This window comes from Arthrobacter sp. NPDC056727 (assembly GCF_042790555.1).
In the GTDB taxonomy this organism is placed as follows: domain Bacteria; phylum Actinomycetota; class Actinomycetes; order Actinomycetales; family Micrococcaceae; genus Arthrobacter.
On sequence record NZ_JBHTZA010000015.1, the window covers coordinates 51,159 to 72,548 of the forward strand.

Consider the following 21,390-nt stretch of genomic DNA (forward strand, 5'->3'; position numbering starts at 1 on the left):
GCCAACGTCGGCCGCGCTGTCTTCATAGGCACCGAAAGGACACGGCCGCGCCGGCGGCGATGTCGGTGTCCGCCGGGCACTTCAGCGGGTTTTGGCGTTTCACGAGGCACTGCATGCGGGTTCACGTTCAGGTCCGTGCTGAGGTAAACCGGGAAAAACGTTGCATCAGCTGTATAAGTGCTCACGGCGCGGCTCCATTGCGTTTGCCATAGCGCCCCCCAAACGTCTAGCAGAATGATGGTCCTCACAAAGGACCGCGTCAATGCCTCGGGTAACCTTCTTCAGCGGCGGCCATTCGGCGCAGGCGGTGGCGGTGTTGAGCTTACGCGACCGGCGACTGCCCTCCGGGTTCCACGAAGCGCTGGGTCCGCTCGATCTCCACAACCTTCGGGTCGGTTTCGTCAGCGCCGTAGTCCGACGGGCGAGTCGTGTCCTCTCCCTCTGGCACCTTCAGTGCCCGCAGCACCAGGGTCAGTACGACGGCGACAATCATGTTGAGCACGAACGCCGACACTGCAATGTACACCGTGAAGCCGGTCCCCGGGACCGGGGCAATGGAGCCGCCGAAGTGGGCATGCGTGACGGGATTGATGACGTTGTACGCCGATGCAGTGCCAAAGGCTATGCCCACGGCCCATCCGGCCAGCAGCGCCCACCGGTCAAACCACCGGGTGTAGAGCCCTGCGACCACCGCCGGGAAGGTCTGCAGAATCCAGATCCCGCCCAGCAGCTGCATGTTGATGGCCGCGGACTGGTCCATGGCGATGACGAAGATCAGCGCGCCGACCTTCACCACCAGGGAGACGATCTTGGACACCTTCGCCTCGGTTTTGGGGTCCACGTCCGGCCGGAAGAAGTCCCGGTAGACGTTTCGCGTAAACATGTTCGCCGCGGCAATGGACATGATCGCGGCCGGAACCAGCGCCCCGATGGCGATGGCCGCCAGTGCCACACCGGCGAACCACGCAGGAAAGTGGTCCAGGAACAGCTGCGGGACCACGAGCTGCGGGTTGACGGACCCGTTCAGGTCGATCGGCTTGGTGCCCGCCTTGATGGCCACGAAACCCAGCAGCGCCAGGAACCCAAGCATGAGGGAATACAGCGGCAAAATCGCTGCGTTGCGCCGGATCGTGTTGCGGGCCTTTGACGCGAGCACGCCGGTGATGGAGTGCGGATACATGAACAGCGCCATGGCCGAGCCCAGCGCGAGGGTCCAGTAGGCCGAGTAGTTCGCTGCGGCCGGGATGAACACGCCCGTGGGCTTTCCCGTCGCCTCGTTCACGGTGTCGAGCTTGGTCTTGGCCGCTCCGAAGATCGCGTCCCACCCGCCGAACTTGATCGGCAGGTAAATGACAGCGACGATCACCGCGAGATAGATGAGCAGATCCTTGACGACGGCGATCATCGCCGGCGCCCTCAACCCTGAGGTGTAGGTGTACGCGGCCAGCACCACGAACGCCAGAATGAGCGGCAGGTCCGTCAGCAGGACATTCTCCGAACTGCCCAGCCCGAGCACGGTCAGGACGGCCTTGATGCCCACGAGCTGCAGGGCGATGTACGGCATGGTTGCCACAATGCCCGTGACGGCGACGGCCAGGGACAGCCACCGGCTCCCGTAGCGGCCACCGACAAAATCTGCGGAGGTGACATAGCCGTGGCGGTGCGACACGGACCAGAGCCGGCTCATGATGATGAAAATGATCGGATAAAGCACGATCGTGTACGGCACCGCGAAGAAGCCGCTGACGGCACCCGTGGCCCACATCGCGGCGGGCACGGCAACAAAGGTGTAGGCGGTGTAGAGGTCGCCGCCCAGCAGGAACCAGGTGATCCACGTTCCGAAGCCGCGTCCGCCCAGCCCCCACTCGTCGAGGCTGTGCAGCCCCTCAGTCTCGGCGGTCCGGCGCCACCGGGCCGCCATGAAGCCCATGACGGCGACAACGACGAACAACAGCACCACGATGATGAGGGCGACCCAGTTGATCTCGCGACCGTTCATGGCCGTTCGCCTCCATCCACGCCATCGCCCGAGCCTGCCGTGCCGGCTTCGCGGGCCACCGCGCGCCGGCGCAGGTCTTCAGTGTTCACGAGCCAGTACGCCACACCGCTCAAGGCCGCGGAAATGGGAACCCAGAGCAGCTGGTACCAGTAGAAGAACGGCATGCCGCCCAGTGCCGGGGCATTGAAGGAGTATGTCTGCGGCAAGAGCGGAAGAAGAATCGCCGCGGAAAGCAGGATCCCCGCCATGACGTACTTCCCGCGCCGCGCCGGGCCGCGGGTTGCCGTGTTGCGTGTTGGCTGTCCGGCATCCGGGGGAGCCCCTGGGACGGGGCGCTGTTCCGGTTCAGGACGATCTCGATGGGACACCCCAGGACCTCCTTGTCAGCCCGTCTCCCGCACTCCGGCGTCGCGGAGAGCGGTGAGGCGGAGGTTACAAATGTTGCCCTCCAGTTCCTTTGTACGCCCGTCCGGCCCGCTCGGAAAGAGCACGGACAGTGCCGTCACAATCAGTAACGGACCTGTCTTTCCGGGTCATCTTTGCCGGGCGTCCCGGTCCGGTTGTCCGCAGACCGCATCAGCGCGTCGCCGGGATCCACTTCGCCGGCCGAAGATCGCGGGACCCAAAGGAAAGGGAAGGGCAGGGGAGGCCGCGAAGTTAATCGGGAAACAAAAAACCCCGGGAATCGAGTGGATTCCCGGGGTTTTCCCTTGTGCGCGGAGGGGGACTTGAACCCCCACCCCCTTTCGAGGACTAGCACCTCAAGCTAGCGCGTCTGCCATTCCGCCACCCGCGCAGGTGGTATTTCGAAGGACTCTCCCCGCCTTTCAGCGGTTCGTTGCTCTCCGAAGCAGCGAGAAAAACTCTAACACGAACTTTCCGGAAAGATGGAATCGAGTCGACTGGGTAGGCTGAACCTGGGCGTTCCGGCAGGCAAAACCCGCCAGAACCCGCATGATTCCGCGTTTTTCCCGCTTCAAGGAGTGATCAATGACACACGTTCGGCCAGAGGATGAAGTCGTCACCATCTGCCAGGAGCTCATCCGCATCGATTCATCCAACTACGGGGATGGCTCGGGGCCCGGCGAACGGGCGGCGGCGGAATACACCGCCGGCCTGATCAGTGAAGTGGGCCTGGAGGCCGAAATCTTCGAGTCCGAGCCGGGCCGGGCCAGCGTTGTCACGCGCCTGGCGGGCGAAGACCCCTCGGCAAGCGCCCTCGTGGTCCACGGCCACCTGGATGTGGTGCCGGCCCTGCGCGAGCAGTGGTCCGTGGACCCGTTCAGCGGCGAGCTCAAGGATGGACTGATCTGGGGCCGTGGCGCGGTGGACATGAAGGACATGGACGCCATGATCCTTTCCGTACTGAGGGACTTCGCCCGCACCGGACGCAAGCCGAAGCGGGACATTGTCTTTGCCTTCTTTGCGGATGAGGAAGCCGGGGGCGTGCACGGCGCCCAGTACGCGGTCAAGAACCGGCCCGAGCTGTTCGAGGGAGCCACGGAGGCCATCTCGGAAGTGGGCGGCTTTTCAACCACCATCGGCGGTCAGCGGACCTACCTGCTCCAGACGGCGGAAAAGGGCATCTCGTGGCTGCGGCTCGTGGCCCACGGCCGGGCCGGCCACGGCTCGCAGATCAACACCGACAACGCCATCACCCGGCTCGCCGGCGCCGTGACGCGCATCGGTGAGTACCGGTGGCCCATCGAGCTAACGGACACCACGCGCCAGTTCCTGGACGGCGTGACGGAACTGACCGGCGTCGAATTCGACCCCGACAACCCGGAACTGCTCCTGAAGGAACTGGGCACCGTGGCACGCTTCGTCGGTGCGACCCTGCAGAACACGTCCAATCCGACGCTCCTGGGGGGCGGCTACAAGCACAACGTCATCCCCGAGTCGGCCGAGGCGCTGGTGGACTGCCGGACCCTCCCGGGCCAGCAGGATCATGTCCTGGAGATCGTCCGGGAGTTGGCCGGCAGCGGCGTTGACGTCAGCTACGTGCATAACGATGTCTCCCTGGAAGTACCGTTCGCCGGCAACCTGGTCGACTCGATGATCGACGCCCTGCACTCCGAGGACCCGGGCGCCAAGGTCCTGCCCTACACGCTGTCCGGAGGCACCGACAACAAGTCCCTCAGCAAGCTCGGCATCACGGGCTATGGCTTCGCGCCGCTGCAGTTGCCGGACGAGCTCGACTTCACCGGCATGTTCCACGGCGTTGATGAACGGGTCCCGGCAGAGTCGCTCAAGTTTGGCGCGCGGGTCCTGAACACCCTGCTCACCAACTACTGACCATTCCGATGGACCAAACACCCATGGACCCGAAACAGCTGCTGCCTGACGGCCTGCTCGAGCGGATCCGGGGGAGGGCCCCGGAGTACGACGAGGAGAACCGCTTTTTCGCCGAGGATCTTGAGGACCTGGCCGACGCCGGGTACCTCAAGCTTTTCGTGCCAACGTCCGACGGCGGGGCGGGCCTTGGCCTGGAGGCTGCGGTCCGCTGCCAGCAAAGGCTTGCGACGGCGGCCCCGGCCACCGCGCTGGCCATCAACATGCATCTGGTCTGGACAGGGGTGGCGCGCGTCCTCGCCGAACGCGGCGATCCTTCACTGGACTTCGTGCTGCAGGAAGCGGCCGCAGGGGAGATCTTCGCGTTCGGAAATTCAGAGGCCGGCAATGACTCCGTTCTTTTCGATTCTCTGTCGGAAGCCAGGCCCCTGCCGGACGGCGGCTACTCGTTCACGGGCATCAAGATCTTCACGAGCCTTTCGCCGGCATGGACCCGCCTGGGCATCTTCGGCAAGGACGCCGCAGCACGGGATGGCGACGGCGAACTGGTGCACGGCTTCATCCGGCGGGACACGGCCGGCTACCGGATCCTGGATGACTGGAACACTCTGGGCATGCGCGCCAGCCAGTCGAACACCACCATCCTGGAGGGGGCAGTTGTCCCACCCGGCAGGATCTTCCGGAAGCTGCCCGTGGGGCCCAACGCGGATCCGCTGATCTTCGCGATCTTCGCCTGCTTTGAGACCCTGCTGGCGGGCGTTTATGCGGGTATCGGGGAGCGTGCCCTGGTCCTGGCCGTTGAAGCCGCCAGGCGCCGGACGTCATTCAAGAACGGGGGCCGGAGCCTGGCCCAGGACCCCGACATCCGCTGGAAAGTCGCCGAGGCGGCCCTGGCCATGGATGCGCTGTATCCCCAGCTGTCAGTGGTGGCCGGGGATGTGGACCGCCTGGCGGACCACGGCAGCCAGTGGTTTCCCAAGCTCGTGGGCGTCAAGCTGCACGCGACGGAAACGGCACGGACCGTGGTGGACCTTGCCATCCGGGTCTCCGGCGGCTCGAGCTACTTCAGGGGGTCCGAACTGGAGCGCCTGTACCGTGATGTCCTGGCCGGCATGTTCCACCCCTCGGACGACGAATCGGCACACAACACGGTGGCCAACGCCTGGCTGGGCCCTCTCGAGGACCCTGGCCCGTTCGAAGACCCCGGCCCGGAAGATTAACCGGGCAGCACGGAAGTGGGCGCACACCATCGCGGCGCGCGCCCACCGGGCCGAAGGGGCCTAGACGGTGCGCTGCACCTGGGTGACCCGGCGGCGAAGCCAGAAGCGCCTGCCGCCGCCCACATACAGCCTGCTGCGCTCGAGTTCCCACTTGCCGTACTCGGAGTGTTCAACGAGCCGGCGCCGGGCTTCGGGCAGGGAATCCTCGGGACCGACGGTCAACACAAGGTACTCGTATTGCCGGGCATAATCCCGTTCCCGCAGGACCGAGCTGGTCAGAAAATGTTCCTTCATTGCTCTCCATTTTCGTCCTTTTCCCGCTAACGTGAAGGCATGAGCATCGATCCGCGTGTCGCGCTTCAGTCCTTGACCGGGGCCTTGGAAGAACACCTTGCAGCCGCCTCAGCCCGCCGGGGGGACGGTGACCCCTCAGTGGAGGCAGCATTTTTTGCAGTAGCCGATGCCTTCGAAGTGTACGAGGACGCCCTCTACGAGGCTTACAACGAGGTCACGCCGCTCCAGGTGTTCGATGACGAAGAAGACCAAGACGAGGACGAGGAAGCGGACGACGAGGATCTGGAAATCGTCGAGGAGTAGCGGGTCGACCAGTGGCGGCCGGGGAGTAGCGGGGAAGCAGCCCGCCTAACCGTGCCCGCTGGAGACGTCCTCAAGCGCACGCGCAATTTCAGCCGGCAGCGGCGTGAGCTGGGCGTCCAGGATTTCCTTGAGCTGGACCGGTGTGCGGGCGCCCACGATGGCCGTCGCCACTCCGTGCCGGGACAGCAGCCAGCTCAGCGCAACATCCAGGGAGGACCGCCCCAGGCCCCGGGCTGCCATGGCAACAGCCTCGACCACCTGCGACGCGGGGTGTTCCAGGTAGGGCTCCACGTACGTGGCCAGCCGGGTGCCCGCCGCCCTGGAATCGGACGGGACATGGCCGCGGTACTTGCCGGTCAGGACGCCGCGTCCCAGCGGCGCCCACGCCATCAGCCCCAGCCCGGCATCTTCGATGGCAGGCACCAGCTCAGCCTCCGGCTTGCGGCGCAGCAGTGAATACTCGGACTGGTTGGCCACAAGGGGGAACCCTGCGACCGCGGCGGCCTTGGCGGTCTGCCAGCCGTTGTAGTTGGCGATTCCCGCATAGCGTGCACGTCCGCTGCGGACGGCGAAGTCGAGGGCGGACAGCGTCTCTTCAAGCGGGACGTTGGGGTCCCACGCCTGGGCAAGCCAGAGGTCGACGTAGTCGGTGCCCAGCCGCGCCAGGCTTGCGTCAAGGCCGGACAGCATCGCGTTCCGCGACGCATCAACGCGCTGCCGCCCGTCCGACGGCGACACCCCGGCTTTGGTGGAGATGACCACTTCCGTGCGGGAGACGACGTCGCCCAGCATGGAACCCAGCATGGCTTCGGCCTGGCCGTCGGCGTACGAGGCAGCGGTGTCCACCAGGGTTCCGCCGGCATCCACGAATGTGCGCAGCAGCTCCGAGGCGTCCTGTTCGTCCGTTTCGCGGGACCATGACATAGTGCCCAGGGAGAGGGAGGAGGCGCGTAGGCCGCTGTTGCCGATGTAACGCTGCTGCATAGCAGTTAGCTTACGGGGAAACCACCCGCATCATGACGTAGGGTCTTAGCGTGAACTGGATTGAAGCGGCCCTGCTGGGTCTTGTGCAGGGACTGACCGAATTCCTACCTATTTCATCGAGCGCCCACCTCCGCATTGTGGGCTCCTTCCTGCCGAATGCGGCGGACCCGGGCGCGGCCTTCACCGCCATCACCCAGCTCGGCACGGAAACCGCCGTGATTGTCTACTTCTGGCGGGACATCGTCCGGATCGTGAAGGCCTGGTTCGGCTCGCTGACGGGACGGGTCCCGCGCCAGGATCCGGACGCCAGGATGGGCTGGCTGGTGATCCTGGGCAGCCTGCCCATCATCGTCCTTGGCCTGCTGTTCCAGGACCAGATCGAATCTGTCCTCCGCAGCCTGTGGATCGTGGCCACGATGCTCATCGTCTTCGGCCTGATCCTCGCCGTGGCCGACGCCGTCGGGAAGCAGGACCGGGACCTCACCAAGCTCACCTATAAGCACGGCGTCCTTTACGGCCTCGCCCAGGCCATGGCCCTGATTCCGGGTGTTTCCCGCTCCGGCGGCACCATCACGGCCGGGCTCCTCATGGGCTACACCCGTGAAGCCGCCGCCCGTTACTCCTTTCTCCTGGCCATCCCCGCCGTCTTCGGCAGCGGCCTCTACCAGCTGTTCAAGGTGGCAACGAAGGACGGCGTGAGCGGACCCTTCGGACTGGGGGAGACCGCCCTGGCAACGGCGATTGCGTTCGTCATCGGCTACGTCATCATTGGCTGGTTCCTGAAGTTCATTTCGACGCGCAGCTACCGGCTGTTTGTCTGGTACCGCATCTTCCTGGGCCTCGCCCTGTACCTGCTGCTCGGTTTCAATGTCATCAGCGCCTAGCACTAGGCTTGGTCTGTGAAGTCCTGGATCTCCCGCCCCGTGCCTGTCCTGCCGGGGGAAATGCCCGCGCTCCGGCTGTTTGACACCACCGCAGACCGCGCCGTAAGCCTGAATGCCGACGGCGAAAAGTCGATGTATGTCTGCGGCATCACCCCGTATGACGCGACCCACATGGGCCACGCCGCCAGCTACGTCGCGTTCGACCTCCTGAACCGCGCCTGGCGCGACGGCGGCCAGCAGGTTGCGTACGTCCAGAACGTCACCGACGTCGATGACCCGCTGCTGGAGCGCGCCGAAGCCACCGGCGTCGACTGGCGGGAGCTGGCAGAGAGCCAGATCGAGCTGTTCCGCACCGACATGGAAGCCCTCAACGTCATCGCGCCCGATCACTACATCGGCGCCGTCGAAGCCATGCCGCTGATCGTCCCCGCGATTGAACGGCTCCTGCACCAGGGGCTGGCCTACCGGGTCAACGGCACCGCGGGAGAGCCCGACGGCGACGTCTACTACGACGTCGAAGCCGCCGGCAAGCACGCGGTCGGCGTTGACGCCTGGACCCTGGGCTCCGTCTCCGGACTGCCGGAAGCCGTGATGCTTGAACTGTTCGCAGAACGCGGCGGCGACCCCGGCCGGGCAGGCAAGCGCCAGGCACTCGACCCGCTGCTGTGGCGCGTGGCGCGTGACGGTGAGCCCAGCTGGCCGGGCGGTGAGCTGGGGGAGGGCCGGCCCGGCTGGCACATCGAGTGCACCGTCATCGCCCAAAAGTACCTGCCCGCGCCCTTCACGGTGCAGGGCGGCGGCTCTGACCTGGTTTTCCCGCACCACGAGATGGGTGCCGGACACGCCTACTCGCTGTCCGGCGTCCCCCTCGCCGAACACTTCGCCCACGCCGGCATGGTGGGGCTGGACGGCGAGAAGATGTCCAAATCCAAGGGCAACCTGGTCCTGGTGTCCCAGCTGCGCGCTGCTGGCGAAGAACCCGCAGCCATCCGCCTGGCCATCCTGGCACACCATTACCGGTCCGACTGGTCCTGGACGGCGGAAGGCTTCGAGCAGGCCAAGGCACGCCTCGAGCGGTGGCGCTCCGCCCTGGCCGCGGCACCCGCCGGATCCGCCGCGGATCTGATCGGGCGGATACGCGAAGCCCTGGCCGACGACCTGGACGCCCCCACGGCCCTGGCCGCCGTCGACAACTGGGCAGACACTGCCCTTAACAGCACCGCCGGCAACAACACGTCGGAAGCAGACCAGGCGCTGGTGCGCGACGCCGTCAACGCGCTTCTCGGCGTCGAACTTTAACACCCTCCCCCTCTAAACGACGCGGCTGGGTCCAACCTCGGGTTGGGCCCAGCCGCGTCGTTTTATCCTGAGCCCTAGGGCTTGTCTTTGCCCCGGCGCTTCAGGTACCGCTCAAACTCACGCGCAATGGATTCACCGCTGGCCTCAGGGAGGTCGGCGGTGTCCTTCGCCTCCTCCAGCTGCCGCACATACGCGGCAATTTCGGGATCCTCGGTGGCCAGTTCGTTGACGCCGCGCTCCCAGGCCTCTGCCTCTTCGGCCAGCTCGTGCGTGTCCAGCGGAACCTGGAGCAGTTCCTCGACCCGGTGCAGGAGCGCCAGCTGCGCCTTCGGCGACGGGGCCTGGGCCACATAGTGCGGCACGGCTGCCCAGAGTGAGACGGTGGGGATGCCGGCGAGCAGGGAGACCTCGGACAGCACGCCCACGATCCCCACGGGCCCTTCATACTGCGAGGCCTCGAGGTTCAGCCGTTCACGGAGCCCGCCGTCGTCGGTGGATGTGCTGACGGGAATGGGGCGGCTATGCGGCACGTCCGCGAGCAGCGCACCCACCAGGACCACGTAGTCGACGTGAAGCGCCTCGGCGTGGACCAGCAGTTCGGCTGTATAGGCACGCCACTTGTAGGACGGCTCGGTTCCCTGGATGAAAATCACATCCACGTTGGTGCCGGGGGCACTGGCTTTGTAGATCCGTGTGGACGGCCACTTGATCTTGCGTTCGCCGGAGGCCGTGCGGCGGACGGTGGGCCGGGTGAACTGGAAGTCGTAGTATTCGTCGGCATCTATGGACGCGACCTTCTTGCCGCCCCACAGTTTGTTGAGGTAACGGAGCGCATCACTGGCGGCTTCCCCCGCGTCATTCCAGCCTTCGAACGCAGCCAGCATCACAGTAATACGCTGGCCCTCGGGAACAGGCTGCAGCAGCTGCTCCGTCTCAGGCGCGGTGCCCGGTTCGTTGGTGTCTCCGTCGAAGCTATTCATTCCCTCACCCTACGTCCACAAGCGTTGCTGTTGCATAGCGCGAACCGCCGCAGATCCGGACAAACCCTTCATCCTTGCCGGTCATCCCTGCCGGGACGGGCACGGATATTCGCCGACGGCGTACGCCCGGGGCCTGCGGCAGGGCGCCGCCGGGCGGCCCGGTACAGTGGAAAGCATGGATTCTGCCGCCGCTCAGCCCTTGCTCAAAGCCGTTTTATGGGACATGGACGGCACCATCGTCGACACCGAACCGTACTGGATCGAAGCCGAACACAACCTTGTCGGGGCACACGGGGGGACGTGGTCCCACGAACAGGCCATGCAGCTCGTGGGGCAATCACTGGTCCATTCGGCCGGAATTCTCCAGCGCGCCGGCGTGCGCCTGGAGATCCGCGAGATCATCGACACGCTTACCGCCCAGGTGATCAGCCGTGTCCGGGAGAACGTGCCGTGGCGACCGGGGGCCCGTGAGCTGCTGGATGAACTTTTCAGCGCCGGCGTGCGTTGTGCCCTTGTGACCATGTCAGAGGCACCGCTGGCCCGCGAGATTGTGGCGAGCCTTCCGCGGCCTTATTTCGAGTTCCTCGTTACCGGCGACACGGTAACCAAGGGCAAACCGCACCCGGAGGCGTATCTCAAAGCCGTGGATCTGCTGAAACAGCAGGACCCGCAGCTCACCGTCGACCACTGCGTGGCGCTGGAGGACTCGGCACCGGGCGTTGCCGCAGCCGTGGCGTCGGGTGCGGTGACCGTGGCCATTCCGCACATCGTTCCGCTGCCGGACGATGCCCGCAGGACCACCTGGGATTCACTCAGGGACCGCACTGTGGCCGAACTGGAGGAGCTGGTCAGGCTCCGCCTCGGCGCCCGCGAACCGGCGGCAACTTTCGAGAACGCTAACTAAAGGAGCACGTAACGTGTCTGATCCCGCGGGATCCGGTCAGCAGACCCCGGACAGGCTGGCAGGGAACAGCCGGCGGGAGGGGATCCCGCTCGGCAGGATCGCCGGCATTCCCATTGTGCTGGCGTATTCCTGGTTCATCATCGCCGCGTTCACGGTGATCGTTTACGGGCCGGTGCTGCAGCATGGCACCCCGTCCCTGGGCATCGGGGCGTACTACGTGGCGTTCGCCTACGCGTTGCTGCTCCTGTTGTCCGTGCTGGTCCATGAACTCGCGCATGCCCTGACGGCCAAGATGTACGGCTGGCCCAGCGAGAAGATCGTGCTCAACCTCTGGGGCGGCCACACCCAGTTCGAAAGCTTCACCGCCACGCCCGGGCGGTCCGTGCTGGTGGCCATGGCCGGTCCCGCCGCCAATTTTGTGCTCGCCGGGGCAGCCTGGCTGGTGATCTCCGCGGGCGGGCTGTCCGGCGTGGCGGACACCCTCCTGAACATTTTCTTCTGGGCCAACCTTGTGATCGGCATCTTCAACGTGCTGCCCGGGTTGCCGCTGGACGGCGGCCGCCTGGTGGAATCCGCGGTGTGGAAGGCCACCGGCAGCCACGCCAAAGGCACCGTCGCTGCCGGCTGGGGCGGGCGCATCATCGTCGTCGCCCTGGGCCTCTGGTTCCTTGTCCGTCCGCTCCTCATTGGCGACGTCCCGGACACCAGCATGCTGCTCATCACCATCCTGGTCGGCGGCTTCCTGTGGATGGGCGCGTCTGCGTCCATCCAGCAGGGCCGCCTGCGCGGCCGGCTCCATCTGGTGAGCGCCGCAGCACTGGCCGAACCCGCCGTCGGCCTCTCCGAAGCGGGGACTGTCAGCGACGTCCTCCGGGTGTCAGCCGGCGGGCGGACCGCCGTCGTTCTCTGTGCCGCCGACGGCAGGCCAAACAGCGTGGTGGACCCAGCAGCCCTGGCCGCCGTGCCGGCCGCCGTCGCCGGGTCCACCCCGGCCACGGCGGTGGCCTACCCGCTGGGCGCCGGCGCCTATGTGCCCGAATGGTCCAAGGGCCAGGAACTGCTGCAGTACCTGGCGCAGCTTGAAGGACACAATTACGCCGTGATTGACCACAACGGCCGGGTCACCGGCCTGCTCCGGCAATCCACCGTGGTGACGGCCATAACAGGCAAGGCGCCCCGCTAAAACACGCGCCGGCCGGGCCGGACCCGGTAGAGTTACGTGCCGGTCGTGAAATCGGCAGCCGGTGCACGGCGCCCTGCCGGAACGCCAGGGCGCACCCCCAAGACAGCTTTCACAGGAGCGAGGACACAGTCATGAGCAGCGATTCTGCCGCCAACGCAACCAGCACGGGCCTTTCCACCGGCACTGCAGCCGGCACGGCGGACCAGCCGGTGGGCGCTGCCCGGCGGCGCGGGCCCTTCCGCGAAGGCGAGCGGGTCCAGCTGACGGACGAGCGCGGTCGCATGAACACCATCAGCCTCGAGGCCGGCGGGGCCTTCCACACGCACCGCGGCTTCCTCAACCACGACGACATCATCGGCAAGGTGGACGGTTCCGTTGTGGTCAACAACGTGGGCCAGCAGTACCAGACACTGCGCCCGCTGCTGTCCGACTTCGTCCTGTCGATGCCCCGCGGTGCGGCCGTCGTCTACCCGAAGGATGCCGCGCAGATCGTCACCATGGCCGACATCTTCCCCGGGGCAAGGGTGGTCGAGGCCGGCGTCGGTTCAGGTGCGCTCTCCATTTCGCTGCTGCGCGCGGTGGGGGACCAAGGCTACCTGCACTCCTTCGAGCGCCGCGAGGAATTCGCCGCGATCGCCCGCGGCAACGTGGAGACCATTTTCGGCGGCCCGCACCCGGCCTGGCAGATTTCCCTGGGCGACTTCCAGGATGAAGTGGTCCGCACCGAAGAGCCGGGATCCATCGACCGCGTGGTCCTCGACATGCTTGCACCGTGGGAATGCCTCGATGCAGTGGCCACGGTCCTGGCCCCCGGCGGCGTCTGGATCAACTACGTTGCCACCGTCACCCAGCTCTCACGCACAGCCGAGGCCATCCGCGCCGACGGCCGCTTCACCGAACCGGACGCCTGGGAATCCCTGGTCCGCGGCTGGCATCTCGAAGGACTCGCCGTGCGCCCGGACCACCGCATGGTCGCCCACACCGGCTTCCTGCTGGTCACGCGGCGGCTCGCCGACGGTGTCACCGGCATCTCCGTCAAGCGCCGCCCGTCCAAGACCGACTTCAACGAAGAGGACGTCAACGCCTGGACGCCAGGCGCGGTGGGCGAACGCCTCGTCTCTGACAAGAAGCTCCGCCGGGCCGCACGGGACGCCATAGCGGGCACCAATGTGAAGGACGACCCGGAGATCACAAACTAGTCCGCATTTCGGATGTCGTCAGCTTTCCGCGCCGACTAGGGGCTATCGTCTTAATAGAAGCGCAGGAAGGGGCTGATGCATCATGGAGAACAATGACTCCGTGCCTACGCCGGCTGAACAGGCGGGCGCCAACGAACTGTCTGTCGCTGACCGGCAGGTCAATATCCTTCGGGACAAGCTGAGGCATATTGACCGGCAACTGGCAGCTGCCACGCAGAACAACACCAAGCTCGTGGCGATGCTCGAAACGGCCAAGGCCGAAATACTCAGGCTCAAGAACGCCCTGGACCAGGAGGGGCAGCCGCCATACAGCTTCGGCACCATCCTCCAGCTGAACCCCCGGCGGCAGCCCGCCGGCAGCGGCCAGGCGGCCACTGAGGAATCGGTGGACATCTTTAACGCCGGACGCAAAATGCGGGTTGGCATCAGCCCCCTTGTCAACATCAACCAGCTGGCGGTCGGCCAGGAGGTTCTCCTCAATGAGGCCCTCCTCGTGGTTGCCGGCCTGGGCTACGAACGCGCGGGCGAACTCGTCACGCTCAAGGAACTGCTCGGCCCGGACCGCGCACTGGTGCTGGGCCGCGCCGACGAAGAGCGCGTGATCCGGCTCGCCGGCCCGCTCCTGAACCAGAAGCTCCGGGTGGGCGACGCCCTCTCCATCGATTCCCGCACCGGGTACGCCCTTGAAAAAGTCCCCCGGTCAGAGGTCGAGAACCTCGTCCTGGAGGAAGTCCCGGACATCACGTACGAGGACATCGGCGGTCTCGGCCCCCAGATCGAACAGATCCGGGACGCCATAGAGCTGCCGTTCCTGCATCCGGACCTGTACCGCGAACACGGGCTCAAAGCCCCCAAGGGCATCCTGCTCTACGGGCCTCCGGGCTGCGGCAAGACCCTCATCGCCAAGGCCGTGGCCAACTCGCTGGCCGCGCGCGCTGCGGAACGCTCGGGCAACACCGACCTGAAGAGCTATTTCCTCAACATCAAGGGCCCGGAGCTCCTCGACAAGTACGTCGGCGAAACCGAACGCCACATCCGGCTGATCTTCTCCCGGGCCCGCGAAAAGGCCTCGGACGGCAGCCCCGTCGTGGTCTTCTTCGACGAGATGGATTCGCTCTTCCGCACCCGCGGCACCGGCATCTCCTCCGACGTCGAAACCACGATTGTGCCGCAGCTGCTGAGCGAGATCGACGGCGTCGAGCGGCTGGACAACGTGATTGTCATCGGTGCCTCCAACCGGGAGGACATGATCGATCCCGCCATCCTGCGCCCGGGCCGCCTGGACGTGAAGGTCAAGATCCACCGCCCCGACGCCGAGGCCGCGGCAGACATCTTCAAGAAGTACATCACCCCGGACCTGCCGTTCCACGAGGACGACCTCGTGGAACACGACGGCGATGTGCAGGAGACGGTGGACGCCATGATCCAGCGCACGGTGGAGGCCATGTACTCCACCGAGAAGTCCAACGAATACCTCGAAGTCACCTACGCCAACGGCGACACCGAGATGCTGTACTTCAAGGACTTCAACTCAGGGGCCGTCGTCCAGAACGTTGTGGACCGTGCCAAGAAGTACGCCATCAAGGACCTCCTGACCAGCCAGCAGAAGGGCCTGCGGATCGACCACCTGCTGCGCGCCGTCGTCGATGAGTTCCGCGAGCACGAGGACATGCCCAACACCACCAACCCGGATGACTGGGCACGCATCTCCGGCAAGAAGGGTGAACGCATCACCTACATCCGCACCATCGTCCAGGGCAAGGCCGGCCAGGAGCCCGGCAAATCCATCGAAACCATGCCCAGCACGGGCCAGTACCTGTGACGGCCGCCTCCGACTCAGTGCTGGGAGGCGGCCTGCCGGCCGGCGGCGCCATGCGGGTGATGGGATCGGAAACCGAATACGGGATCCACGCGCCTGCCGCTCCGGGCGCCAATGCCACGATGATGTCCGCCCGGGTGGTCCAGGCCTATGCCCAGGTCACCCGGCTCCGGGCCGCCGGCGGCGCCGAAACCCGCTGGGACTACACCGATGAGGAACCGCTGCATGACGCCCGCGGCTGGACGCTGGAGCGCGGCCAGGCGCACCCGAGCCAGCTGACGGACCAGCCGCCCGTGCTGGACGCCGAGGCCGTGGCGCTTGCCTACGGCCGCGAAGAGCTGGAGCTGGACGGCGAGGACGAATCCGGCTCGCTGCTGATGAACATGGTCCTCGGCAACGGGGCACGGCTCTACGTGGACCACGCCCACCCCGAATATTCCAGCCCGGAGGTCACCAACCCTGCGGCGGCAGTGGCCTGGGACGCTGCCGGGGACCTCGTGGGCCTGGCGGCGGTCCGCAGGCTGGCCGGCGACACGGACTTGCCCGCCGTCAACCTCTACAAAAACAACACCGACAACAAGTCAGTGTCCTACGGGTCGCACGAAAACTACCTCATGCCGCGGTCCGTGCCGTTCGGCGACATTGTCCGCGGGCTGACCCCGTTTTTCGTGTCCCGGCAGGTCATCTGCGGCTCCGGGCGCGTGGGCCTGGGCCAGGACAGTTCCCGCCCCGGCTACCAGATCAGCCAGCGGGCGGACTTCTTCGAGGCGGAGGTGGGGCTCGAAACCACTATCCGTCGCCCCATCATCAACACCCGCGACGAGCCGCATGCAACAGCGGACAAGTACCGGCGGCTGCATGTCATCATCGGCGACGCCAACTTGAGCCAGATGTCCAACTACCTCAAATTCGGGACCACCGCCATGGTGCTGAGCCTGATCGAGGCGGGCCTCGCGCCGCGGATCGAGGTCCACGAGCCGGTGGCAGCGCTGCAGGCCATCAGCCACGACACCACGCTCACCACCAAGGTCCGCCTGCTCGACGGCCGCAGGGTGACGGCCCTGGACCTGCAATGGATGTACCACGAGGCCGCCGCCAAGCTCGCCCAGGACACCGGGGTGGGCGACGCCGTCGACGGCGACGGCCACACGCACGTCGTGCTGGAGCGGTGGGCCACCACCCTGACGCAGCTGGACAGCGACCGGGCCACGGCAGCCACGTCCGTGGAGTGGCTGGCCAAGCTGTCCATTTTGGAGGGCTACCGCCAGCGCGACGGGCTCCAGTGGGATGACGCCCGGCTGGGCCTGGTCGATCTCCAGTGGGCCGACCTTCGGCCGGAAAAGGGACTGTACTACCGCCTGCTCTCCCGGAACCGGATCCAGCGGGTCGTGGACGACGCCGACATCGCCACGGCGGTGACGGAACCGCCGTCGGACACCCGGGCCTACTTCCGCGGACGCTGCGTCAGCAGCTTCAGCAAGGACGTGGTGGGGGCCAGCTGGGACTCGGTGATTTTCGATGTTCCGGGTTACGGAAGGCTGCAGCGTGTGCCCACCCGGGAGCCGCTGCGCGGCACGCAGGCACTGACCGGAGGGCTGTTTGCCAGGCACCGCGAGGCGGGCCCGTTCCTAGCAGAACTCCTCGGATCGGCGCCCGCTCCGCCACCGGCATAAAGCACACCGCAAAGCCCTTTTGCGTGGCAATATGGGCATACAGGATGTCCCTTCGGAACGGGGGACTGGATGAAGGAGAAGGACATGGCAGGCCAGGAGCAGCAGCAGCCACAGCCACGCGACACCGAGGTCGAGGAAGAGGTCCCCGTACCGCCGGCGCCCGCGGAAGGACAGGCATCCGCGTCGACACAGGGTGTTGACGATCTCCTCGACGAGATCGACGGCGTCCTGGAGTCCAACGCGGAGGAATTCGTCCGGGCATTCGTGCAAAAGGGCGGCCAGTAGACCGGTAGGGACACCACCCTGCACCGGGCACGGGAGCCAGAGGTACCGGACAGCCGCCGAATCATCACGTTGAAGGAGTGCACCAGTGCAGGAGACAACAGCCAACAAGGTAGCCGCCCACGCGACATCGTCGTTCACTGAACATCTCCAACGCGACCGTCCGGACCTGCTTCCCCAATACGCACCCCTCGCCACGGGCACGGCCGCCGGCCAGATCCCCGCCGTGCCCCACGCCACCACCATCGTGGCCATGACCTACGCCGGCGGCATCGTCATGGCGGGCGACCGCCGGGCCACCATGGGCAACATCATCGCCAGCCGGCACATCGAAAAAGTCTTTCCCGCCGACCAGTACTCCGTAGTCGGCATCGCCGGCACGGCAGGCATCGCGATCGACCTGACCCGCCTGTTTCAGGTGGAGCTGGAGCACTACGAAAAGATCGAGGGAACCCCGCTGAGCCTGGAGGGCAAGGCGAACCGTCTGGGAGCCATGATCCGTGGCAACCTGCCGATGGCGTTGCAGGGCCTGGCCGTCGTGCCGCTGTTCGCCGGTTTTGACGCTGCCGCCGGAGCGGGGCGGCTCTTCTCCTACGACGTGACCGGCGGCCGGTACGAGGAACAGGAACACCACGCCGTGGGTTCGGGATCGATGTTCGCCCGCGGCGCGTTGAAGAAGCTTTGGCGGCCCAACCTGCCCGAGGACGAAGCCATCGCCGTGGCCGTCGAATCCCTCTATGACGCAGCCGACGACGACTCCGCCACCGGTGGCCCGGACCCCGTGCGGCAATTATGGCCCGTGGTGTACGCCGTCAACCGGGCCGGAGCCCGGCGGGTCTCGGAGCGCGAACTCGCCACCACGGCCGGAAACATCATCGAGTCCAGGGCTGCTGCCCGGCGGGAGGCCTGATATGACACAGCAGTTTTATGTCTCCCCCGAACAGCTGATGAAGGACCGTGCGGACTTCGCACGGAAAGGCATCGCACGCGGCCGGTCCGTGATCGTGGTCAGCTGCGAGGACGGGATTGCGCTGGTGGCCGAGAACCCGTCACCCTCGCTGCACAAGATCGGCGAGATCTACGACAAGATCGCCTTCGCCGCCGTCGGGAAGTACAACGAATTTGAGAGCCTCCGCCAGGCCGGGGTGCGCTACGCCGATGTCCGCGGCTATTCCTACGACCGCGAGGACGTCACGGCCAGGGGACTGGCCAGCGTCTACGCCCAAAGCCTGGGTGCCGTCTTCACGGCCGAGCAGAAGCCGTTCGAGGTGGAACTTGTCGTGGCAGAAGTGGGCGCCAGCCAGGACCTCGACCACCTCTACCGCCTCACCTTCGACGGCTCGATCGCGGACGAGCACAACTTCATTGTGATGGGCGGCCAGGCGGACAAGGTGTCCGGGGCGATCGAGAACGGCTGGCAGCGCGACCTGTCGTTCGCGGCGGCGATCCGGCTCGCCGCCAGGGCGCTGGCGACGGACAACGAGTCGCCGGATGTGCCGGCCAAGGCCTTGGAAGTGGCGCTGCTGGACCGCAGTTCGGAAAGCCACAGGGGGACGCGGAGGGCTTTCCGCAGGCTGTCCAACCAGGACGTTGTGGAACTGCTGGCTGAGGAGAGCTGACATGGACAAGAGGATCTTCGGCATTGAAACCGAATTCGGGATTTCCTATTCGAGCCCGGATTCCCGGCCCCTCGCGCCGGAGGAAGTGGCCCGCTACCTGTTCCGCAAGGTAGTCAGCTGGGGCCGGTCCTCCAACGTGTTCCTCACCAACGGGTCCCGGCTGTACCTCGACGTCGGCTCACACCCCGAATACGCCACAGCGGAGTGCGACGACCTCGCCCAGCTCATCGCCCACGACCGGGCAGGGGAGCTCATTCTGGACGACCTCGTGGACGAGGCCCAGTCCAGGCTCGCGGCCGAGGGCTTCAACGGAACCGTCTACCTGTTCAAGAACAACACCGACTCCGCCGGGAACTCCTACGGCAGCCATGAGAACTACCTCATTCCGCGCCGCGGCGAATTCACCCGGCTGGCCGAGATCCTCATCCCGTTCCTCGTCACGCGGCAGCTCATCGCCGGCGCGGGCAAGATCCTGAAGACGCCGCACGGAGCCACCTACGCTTTTTCGCAGCGGGCGGACCACATCTGGGAGGGCGTGTCCTCCGCCACCACCCGGTCCCGGCCGATCATCAATACCCGCGATGAGCCGCACGCCGACGCCGAGTTCTACCGCCGCCTGCACGTGATCGTCGGGGACTCGAACATGTCCGAGACCACTGCGCTGCTCAAGGTCGGCACCGTGGACCTCATTCTGCGGATGATCGAAGCCGGCGTGATCATGCGGGACATGCGGATGGAAAACCCCATCCGCAGCATCCGGGAAATCTCCCACGACCTGAGCGGCCGCGCCCTGGTCCGGCTCGCCAACGGCCGCCAGCTCACCGCACTGGAGATCCAGCAGGAGTACCTGAGCAAGGTCACGGCGTTCGTTGAGGAAAACGGCGCCCACAACCAGCATGTGCCCCTGATCCTGGACCTCTGGGGGCGGACGCTGCGCGCCATCGAAAGCGGCGACTCCAGCACCATCGACACCGAAATCGACTGGGCGATCAAGAAGAAGCTCATGGACAGCTACCGCAGGCGCCACGGCCTGGGCCTGGACGCCCCACGCATCGCGCAGCTGGACCTCACCTACCACGACATCTCACGGTCGCGCGGGCTGTACTACCTGCTCCAGTCCCGCGGTGCCGTCCGCAGGGTAACCGAGGAGACGGCCATCAAGGACGCCGTGGACGCCCCGCCGCAGACCACCCGCGCGAAGCTGCGCGGCGACTTCGTCCGCAAGGCGCAGGAACTGGGCCGGGACTACACGGTGGACTGGGTCCACCTGAAGCTCAACGACCGCGCGCACCAGACCATCCTGTGCAAGGACCCGTTCCGCAACGTGGACGAGCGGGTTGATGCCCTTCTGGACTCTATGGGCTGATCCCCAGCTTTCCGCGTTACTCTGGAAGAGGCCGTTCTGCGGTCCTGTCTGCCTTGCCGCGTGCAGCACCTCCGCCGGCAGGGCATCCATCTTGCCCCGACGAAAGTTCTTACGTGCGCCGACTACTAGCAATCCTTCTTCCTGCGCTGCTTCTGCTGACCGCCTGCGGCGGCCAGGAGCCCGCAGCCCCGGAACCGACCAGCCAGTCCGCGGGTGAGACCGCCAAGCTCGACTCGCTCAAGCTGACGGACAAGGGGGACAAGAAAGCCCCGGGCGTCGAGTTCAGCAAGCCCCTCGAGGTCACCGAACCCACCGTCAAGGTTGTCACCGAAGGCAGCGGGGACCGCGTGAAGGCCAACCAGATCGCCGAGATTTCCGTCCTGAGGATAAACGCCAAGGACGGATCCACTATCGACGACGGTTTCCCCAGGGAACCTCAGTCCTTCGAGCTGAGCGATGAGGTCAAAACCAGCAGCCCGATCATCTACAACGCGTTTGTTGGTGCCAAGGTGGGCTCCCAGCTCGCTCTGGCCGCTCCGGGCCAAGCCGCAGCACAGGGCTCCGCCGCCCAGCCGGCCGAGCTCCTGATCATCAAGGTGATCTCCGCCAAGGACGCCCCGAAGGTCCTCGACAAGCCCGAAGGCGATGCGGTCACCCCGCCCGTCGGCCTGCCGACCGTCACCGAGAAGGACGGCATCCCGGAGATCTCCGTCAAGGGCGTCGCCGCCCCGAAGAAGCTCATCGCCCAGGACCTGATCAAGGGCAAGGGCGCCGTCGTCAAGGCCACGAACACCCTGACGGTCAACTACGTCGGCGTGGCTCTGGCCAGCGGCAAGAAGTTCGACTCCAGCTTTGACCGCAAGCAGCCGGCCTCGTTCGCGCTGAACCAGGTCATCAAGGGCTGGACCCAGGGCCTGGCCGGCAAGACGGTCGGCTCGCGCGTCCTGCTGGTCATCCCGAAGGACCTTGCCTACGGCGACTCGGGCCAGGGTGACGCCAAGGGCGACCTCGTGTTCGTCGTCGACATCCTGGGTGCCAAGTAACACCAGCCCACAGTCCCAAGTCCGCATAAGCAGCACACAAGCAGAAG

General features: G+C 66.1%; 20 protein-coding genes and 1 tRNA gene. 15 read left to right on the forward strand and 6 right to left on the reverse strand.

Going from position 1 to position 21,390, the window contains the following annotated elements; translation table 11 throughout:
• Window positions 1-322: 322 nt before the first annotated feature.
• From mctP to ACFRAH_RS15690, 3 genes are all read right to left on the reverse strand, one after another.
• Window positions 323-1,999 carry a monocarboxylate uptake permease MctP gene (gene mctP, locus ACFRAH_RS15680; protein WP_377991830.1) on the reverse strand — a complete coding sequence of 559 codons (1,677 nt, stop codon included), beginning with the start codon at window positions 1,997-1,999 and terminating at the stop codon, window positions 323-325.
• Entirely contained in the window at window positions 1,996-2,367 is a 372-nt protein-coding gene (locus ACFRAH_RS15685) for a DUF3311 domain-containing protein (RefSeq protein WP_377991831.1), read from the reverse strand. The genes mctP and ACFRAH_RS15685 overlap by 4 nt, the downstream gene beginning before the upstream one ends.
• 345 nt (window positions 2,368-2,712) lie before the next feature.
• A tRNA-Leu gene (locus tag ACFRAH_RS15690) sits at window positions 2,713-2,795 on the reverse strand.
• Between the two features lie 194 nt (window positions 2,796-2,989).
• Between ACFRAH_RS15690 and ACFRAH_RS15695 the strand changes: the two genes are divergently transcribed.
• Both ACFRAH_RS15695 and ACFRAH_RS15700 read left to right on the forward strand, forming a co-directional pair.
• Window positions 2,990-4,294 carry a M20/M25/M40 family metallo-hydrolase gene (locus ACFRAH_RS15695; RefSeq protein WP_377991832.1) on the forward strand — a complete coding sequence of 435 codons (1,305 nt, stop codon included), beginning with the start codon at window positions 2,990-2,992 and terminating at the stop codon, window positions 4,292-4,294.
• Window positions 4,295-4,317: 23 nt separating this feature from the next.
• Window positions 4,318-5,511 (forward strand): acyl-CoA dehydrogenase family protein, encoded by a 1,194-nt coding sequence (locus ACFRAH_RS15700; protein WP_377991833.1) that lies wholly within the window; start codon window positions 4,318-4,320, stop codon window positions 5,509-5,511.
• Window positions 5,512-5,571: 60 nt separating this feature from the next.
• Here the strand turns inward: ACFRAH_RS15700 and ACFRAH_RS15705 are convergent, their stop codons facing one another.
• Window positions 5,572-5,805 carry a DUF5703 family protein gene (locus ACFRAH_RS15705; RefSeq protein WP_102973612.1) on the reverse strand — a complete coding sequence of 78 codons (234 nt, stop codon included), beginning with the start codon at window positions 5,803-5,805 and terminating at the stop codon, window positions 5,572-5,574.
• Window positions 5,806-5,844: 39 nt separating this feature from the next.
• Between ACFRAH_RS15705 and ACFRAH_RS15710 the strand changes: the two genes are divergently transcribed.
• Window positions 5,845-6,108 (forward strand): hypothetical protein, encoded by a 264-nt coding sequence (locus ACFRAH_RS15710; protein ID WP_377991834.1) that lies wholly within the window; start codon window positions 5,845-5,847, stop codon window positions 6,106-6,108.
• 45 nt (window positions 6,109-6,153) lie between these two features.
• On the opposite strand, the gene ACFRAH_RS15715 is transcribed toward ACFRAH_RS15710, so the two are convergent.
• Window positions 6,154-7,092, reverse strand: a complete 939-nt coding sequence (locus tag ACFRAH_RS15715; protein WP_377991835.1) for an aldo/keto reductase — start codon at window positions 7,090-7,092, stop codon at window positions 6,154-6,156.
• 50 nt (window positions 7,093-7,142) lie between these two features.
• Between ACFRAH_RS15715 and ACFRAH_RS15720 the strand changes: the two genes are divergently transcribed.
• Together ACFRAH_RS15720 and mshC are read left to right on the forward strand one after the other, a co-directional pair.
• Window positions 7,143-7,976, forward strand: a complete 834-nt coding sequence (locus ACFRAH_RS15720; RefSeq protein WP_377991836.1) for an undecaprenyl-diphosphate phosphatase — start codon at window positions 7,143-7,145, stop codon at window positions 7,974-7,976.
• 15 nt (window positions 7,977-7,991) lie between these two features.
• Entirely contained in the window at window positions 7,992-9,275 is a 1,284-nt protein-coding gene (gene mshC / locus ACFRAH_RS15725; protein ID WP_377991837.1) for a cysteine--1-D-myo-inosityl 2-amino-2-deoxy-alpha-D-glucopyranoside ligase, read from the forward strand.
• 74 nt (window positions 9,276-9,349) lie between these two features.
• Here the strand turns inward: mshC and ACFRAH_RS15730 are convergent, their stop codons facing one another.
• The gene (locus ACFRAH_RS15730; protein ID WP_377991838.1) at window positions 9,350-10,255 is read right to left on the reverse strand and encodes a PAC2 family protein; all 906 of its coding nucleotides are present in this window, start codon (window positions 10,253-10,255) and stop codon (window positions 9,350-9,352) included.
• Window positions 10,256-10,430: 175 nt separating this feature from the next.
• On the opposite strand from ACFRAH_RS15730, the gene ACFRAH_RS15735 reads away from it, so the two are divergent.
• The 10 genes from ACFRAH_RS15735 to ACFRAH_RS15780 all read left to right on the forward strand — a co-directional run bounded on the left by ACFRAH_RS15735 (window position 10,431) and on the right by ACFRAH_RS15780 (window position 21,343).
• Window positions 10,431-11,159, forward strand: a complete 729-nt coding sequence (locus ACFRAH_RS15735; protein ID WP_377991839.1) for an HAD family hydrolase — start codon at window positions 10,431-10,433, stop codon at window positions 11,157-11,159.
• Window positions 11,160-11,172: 13 nt separating this feature from the next.
• The gene (locus ACFRAH_RS15740) at window positions 11,173-12,342 is read left to right on the forward strand and encodes a site-2 protease family protein (RefSeq protein ID WP_377991840.1); all 1,170 of its coding nucleotides are present in this window, start codon (window positions 11,173-11,175) and stop codon (window positions 12,340-12,342) included.
• Between the two features lie 131 nt (window positions 12,343-12,473).
• Window positions 12,474-13,541 carry a tRNA (adenine-N1)-methyltransferase gene (locus ACFRAH_RS15745; RefSeq protein ID WP_377991841.1) on the forward strand — a complete coding sequence of 356 codons (1,068 nt, stop codon included), beginning with the start codon at window positions 12,474-12,476 and terminating at the stop codon, window positions 13,539-13,541.
• 82 nt (window positions 13,542-13,623) lie between these two features.
• Complete coding sequence (gene arc / locus ACFRAH_RS15750) at window positions 13,624-15,363, forward strand: proteasome ATPase (RefSeq protein WP_377991842.1); 1,740 nt, start codon at window positions 13,624-13,626, stop codon at window positions 15,361-15,363.
• Between the two features lie 50 nt (window positions 15,364-15,413).
• Window positions 15,414-17,033, forward strand: a complete 1,620-nt coding sequence (gene dop / locus ACFRAH_RS15755) for a depupylase/deamidase Dop (protein ID WP_377991890.1) — start codon at window positions 15,414-15,416, stop codon at window positions 17,031-17,033.
• An 84-nt stretch (window positions 17,034-17,117) separates the two neighbouring features.
• A complete protein-coding gene (locus ACFRAH_RS15760; protein ID WP_076802936.1) occupies window positions 17,118-17,318 on the forward strand; it encodes a ubiquitin-like protein Pup in 201 nt (66 codons plus the stop codon).
• A gap of 85 nt (window positions 17,319-17,403) precedes the next feature.
• Entirely contained in the window at window positions 17,404-18,225 is an 822-nt protein-coding gene (gene prcB / locus ACFRAH_RS15765; RefSeq protein ID WP_377991843.1) for a proteasome subunit beta, read from the forward strand.
• 1 nt (window position 18,226) lies between these two features.
• Window positions 18,227-18,934, forward strand: coding sequence for a proteasome subunit alpha (prcA, locus tag ACFRAH_RS15770; RefSeq protein WP_377991844.1), 708 nt, complete (start codon window positions 18,227-18,229; stop codon window positions 18,932-18,934).
• 1 nt (window position 18,935) lies between these two features.
• Window positions 18,936-20,300 carry a Pup--protein ligase gene (gene pafA / locus ACFRAH_RS15775; RefSeq protein WP_377991845.1) on the forward strand — a complete coding sequence of 455 codons (1,365 nt, stop codon included), beginning with the start codon at window positions 18,936-18,938 and terminating at the stop codon, window positions 20,298-20,300.
• Window positions 20,301-20,413: 113 nt separating this feature from the next.
• Window positions 20,414-21,343: an FKBP-type peptidyl-prolyl cis-trans isomerase gene (locus tag ACFRAH_RS15780; protein WP_377991846.1), complete on the forward strand. Its 930-nt coding sequence runs from the start codon at window positions 20,414-20,416 to the stop codon at window positions 21,341-21,343.
• Window positions 21,344-21,390 lie beyond the last annotated feature (47 nt).

Excerpts from the sequence above, each read along its gene's own strand:
- mctP (WP_377991830.1), bottom strand. The coding sequence starts at position 1,999 with ATGAACGGTCGCGAGATCAACTGGGTCGCCCTCATCATCGTGGTGCTG.
- ACFRAH_RS15695 (WP_377991832.1), top strand. The coding sequence starts at position 2,990 with ATGACACACGTTCGGCCAGAGGATGAAGTCGTCACCATCTGCCAGGAG.
- ACFRAH_RS15700 (WP_377991833.1), top strand. The coding sequence starts at position 4,318 with ATGGACCCGAAACAGCTGCTGCCTGACGGCCTGCTCGAGCGGATCCGG.
- ACFRAH_RS15705 (WP_102973612.1), bottom strand. The coding sequence starts at position 5,805 with ATGAAGGAACATTTTCTGACCAGCTCGGTCCTGCGGGAACGGGATTAT.
- ACFRAH_RS15710 (WP_377991834.1), top strand. The coding sequence starts at position 5,845 with ATGAGCATCGATCCGCGTGTCGCGCTTCAGTCCTTGACCGGGGCCTTG.
- ACFRAH_RS15715 (WP_377991835.1), bottom strand. The coding sequence starts at position 7,092 with ATGCAGCAGCGTTACATCGGCAACAGCGGCCTACGCGCCTCCTCCCTC.
- ACFRAH_RS15730 (WP_377991838.1), bottom strand. The coding sequence starts at position 10,255 with ATGAATAGCTTCGACGGAGACACCAACGAACCGGGCACCGCGCCTGAG.
- ACFRAH_RS15735 (WP_377991839.1), top strand. The coding sequence starts at position 10,431 with ATGGATTCTGCCGCCGCTCAGCCCTTGCTCAAAGCCGTTTTATGGGAC.
- ACFRAH_RS15745 (WP_377991841.1), top strand. The coding sequence starts at position 12,474 with ATGAGCAGCGATTCTGCCGCCAACGCAACCAGCACGGGCCTTTCCACC.
- arc (WP_377991842.1), top strand. The coding sequence starts at position 13,624 with ATGGAGAACAATGACTCCGTGCCTACGCCGGCTGAACAGGCGGGCGCC.
- dop (WP_377991890.1), top strand. The coding sequence starts at position 15,414 with ATGCGGGTGATGGGATCGGAAACCGAATACGGGATCCACGCGCCTGCC.
- ACFRAH_RS15760 (WP_076802936.1), top strand. The coding sequence starts at position 17,118 with ATGGCAGGCCAGGAGCAGCAGCAGCCACAGCCACGCGACACCGAGGTC.
- prcA (WP_377991844.1), top strand. The coding sequence starts at position 18,227 with ATGACACAGCAGTTTTATGTCTCCCCCGAACAGCTGATGAAGGACCGT.
- pafA (WP_377991845.1), top strand. The coding sequence starts at position 18,936 with ATGGACAAGAGGATCTTCGGCATTGAAACCGAATTCGGGATTTCCTAT.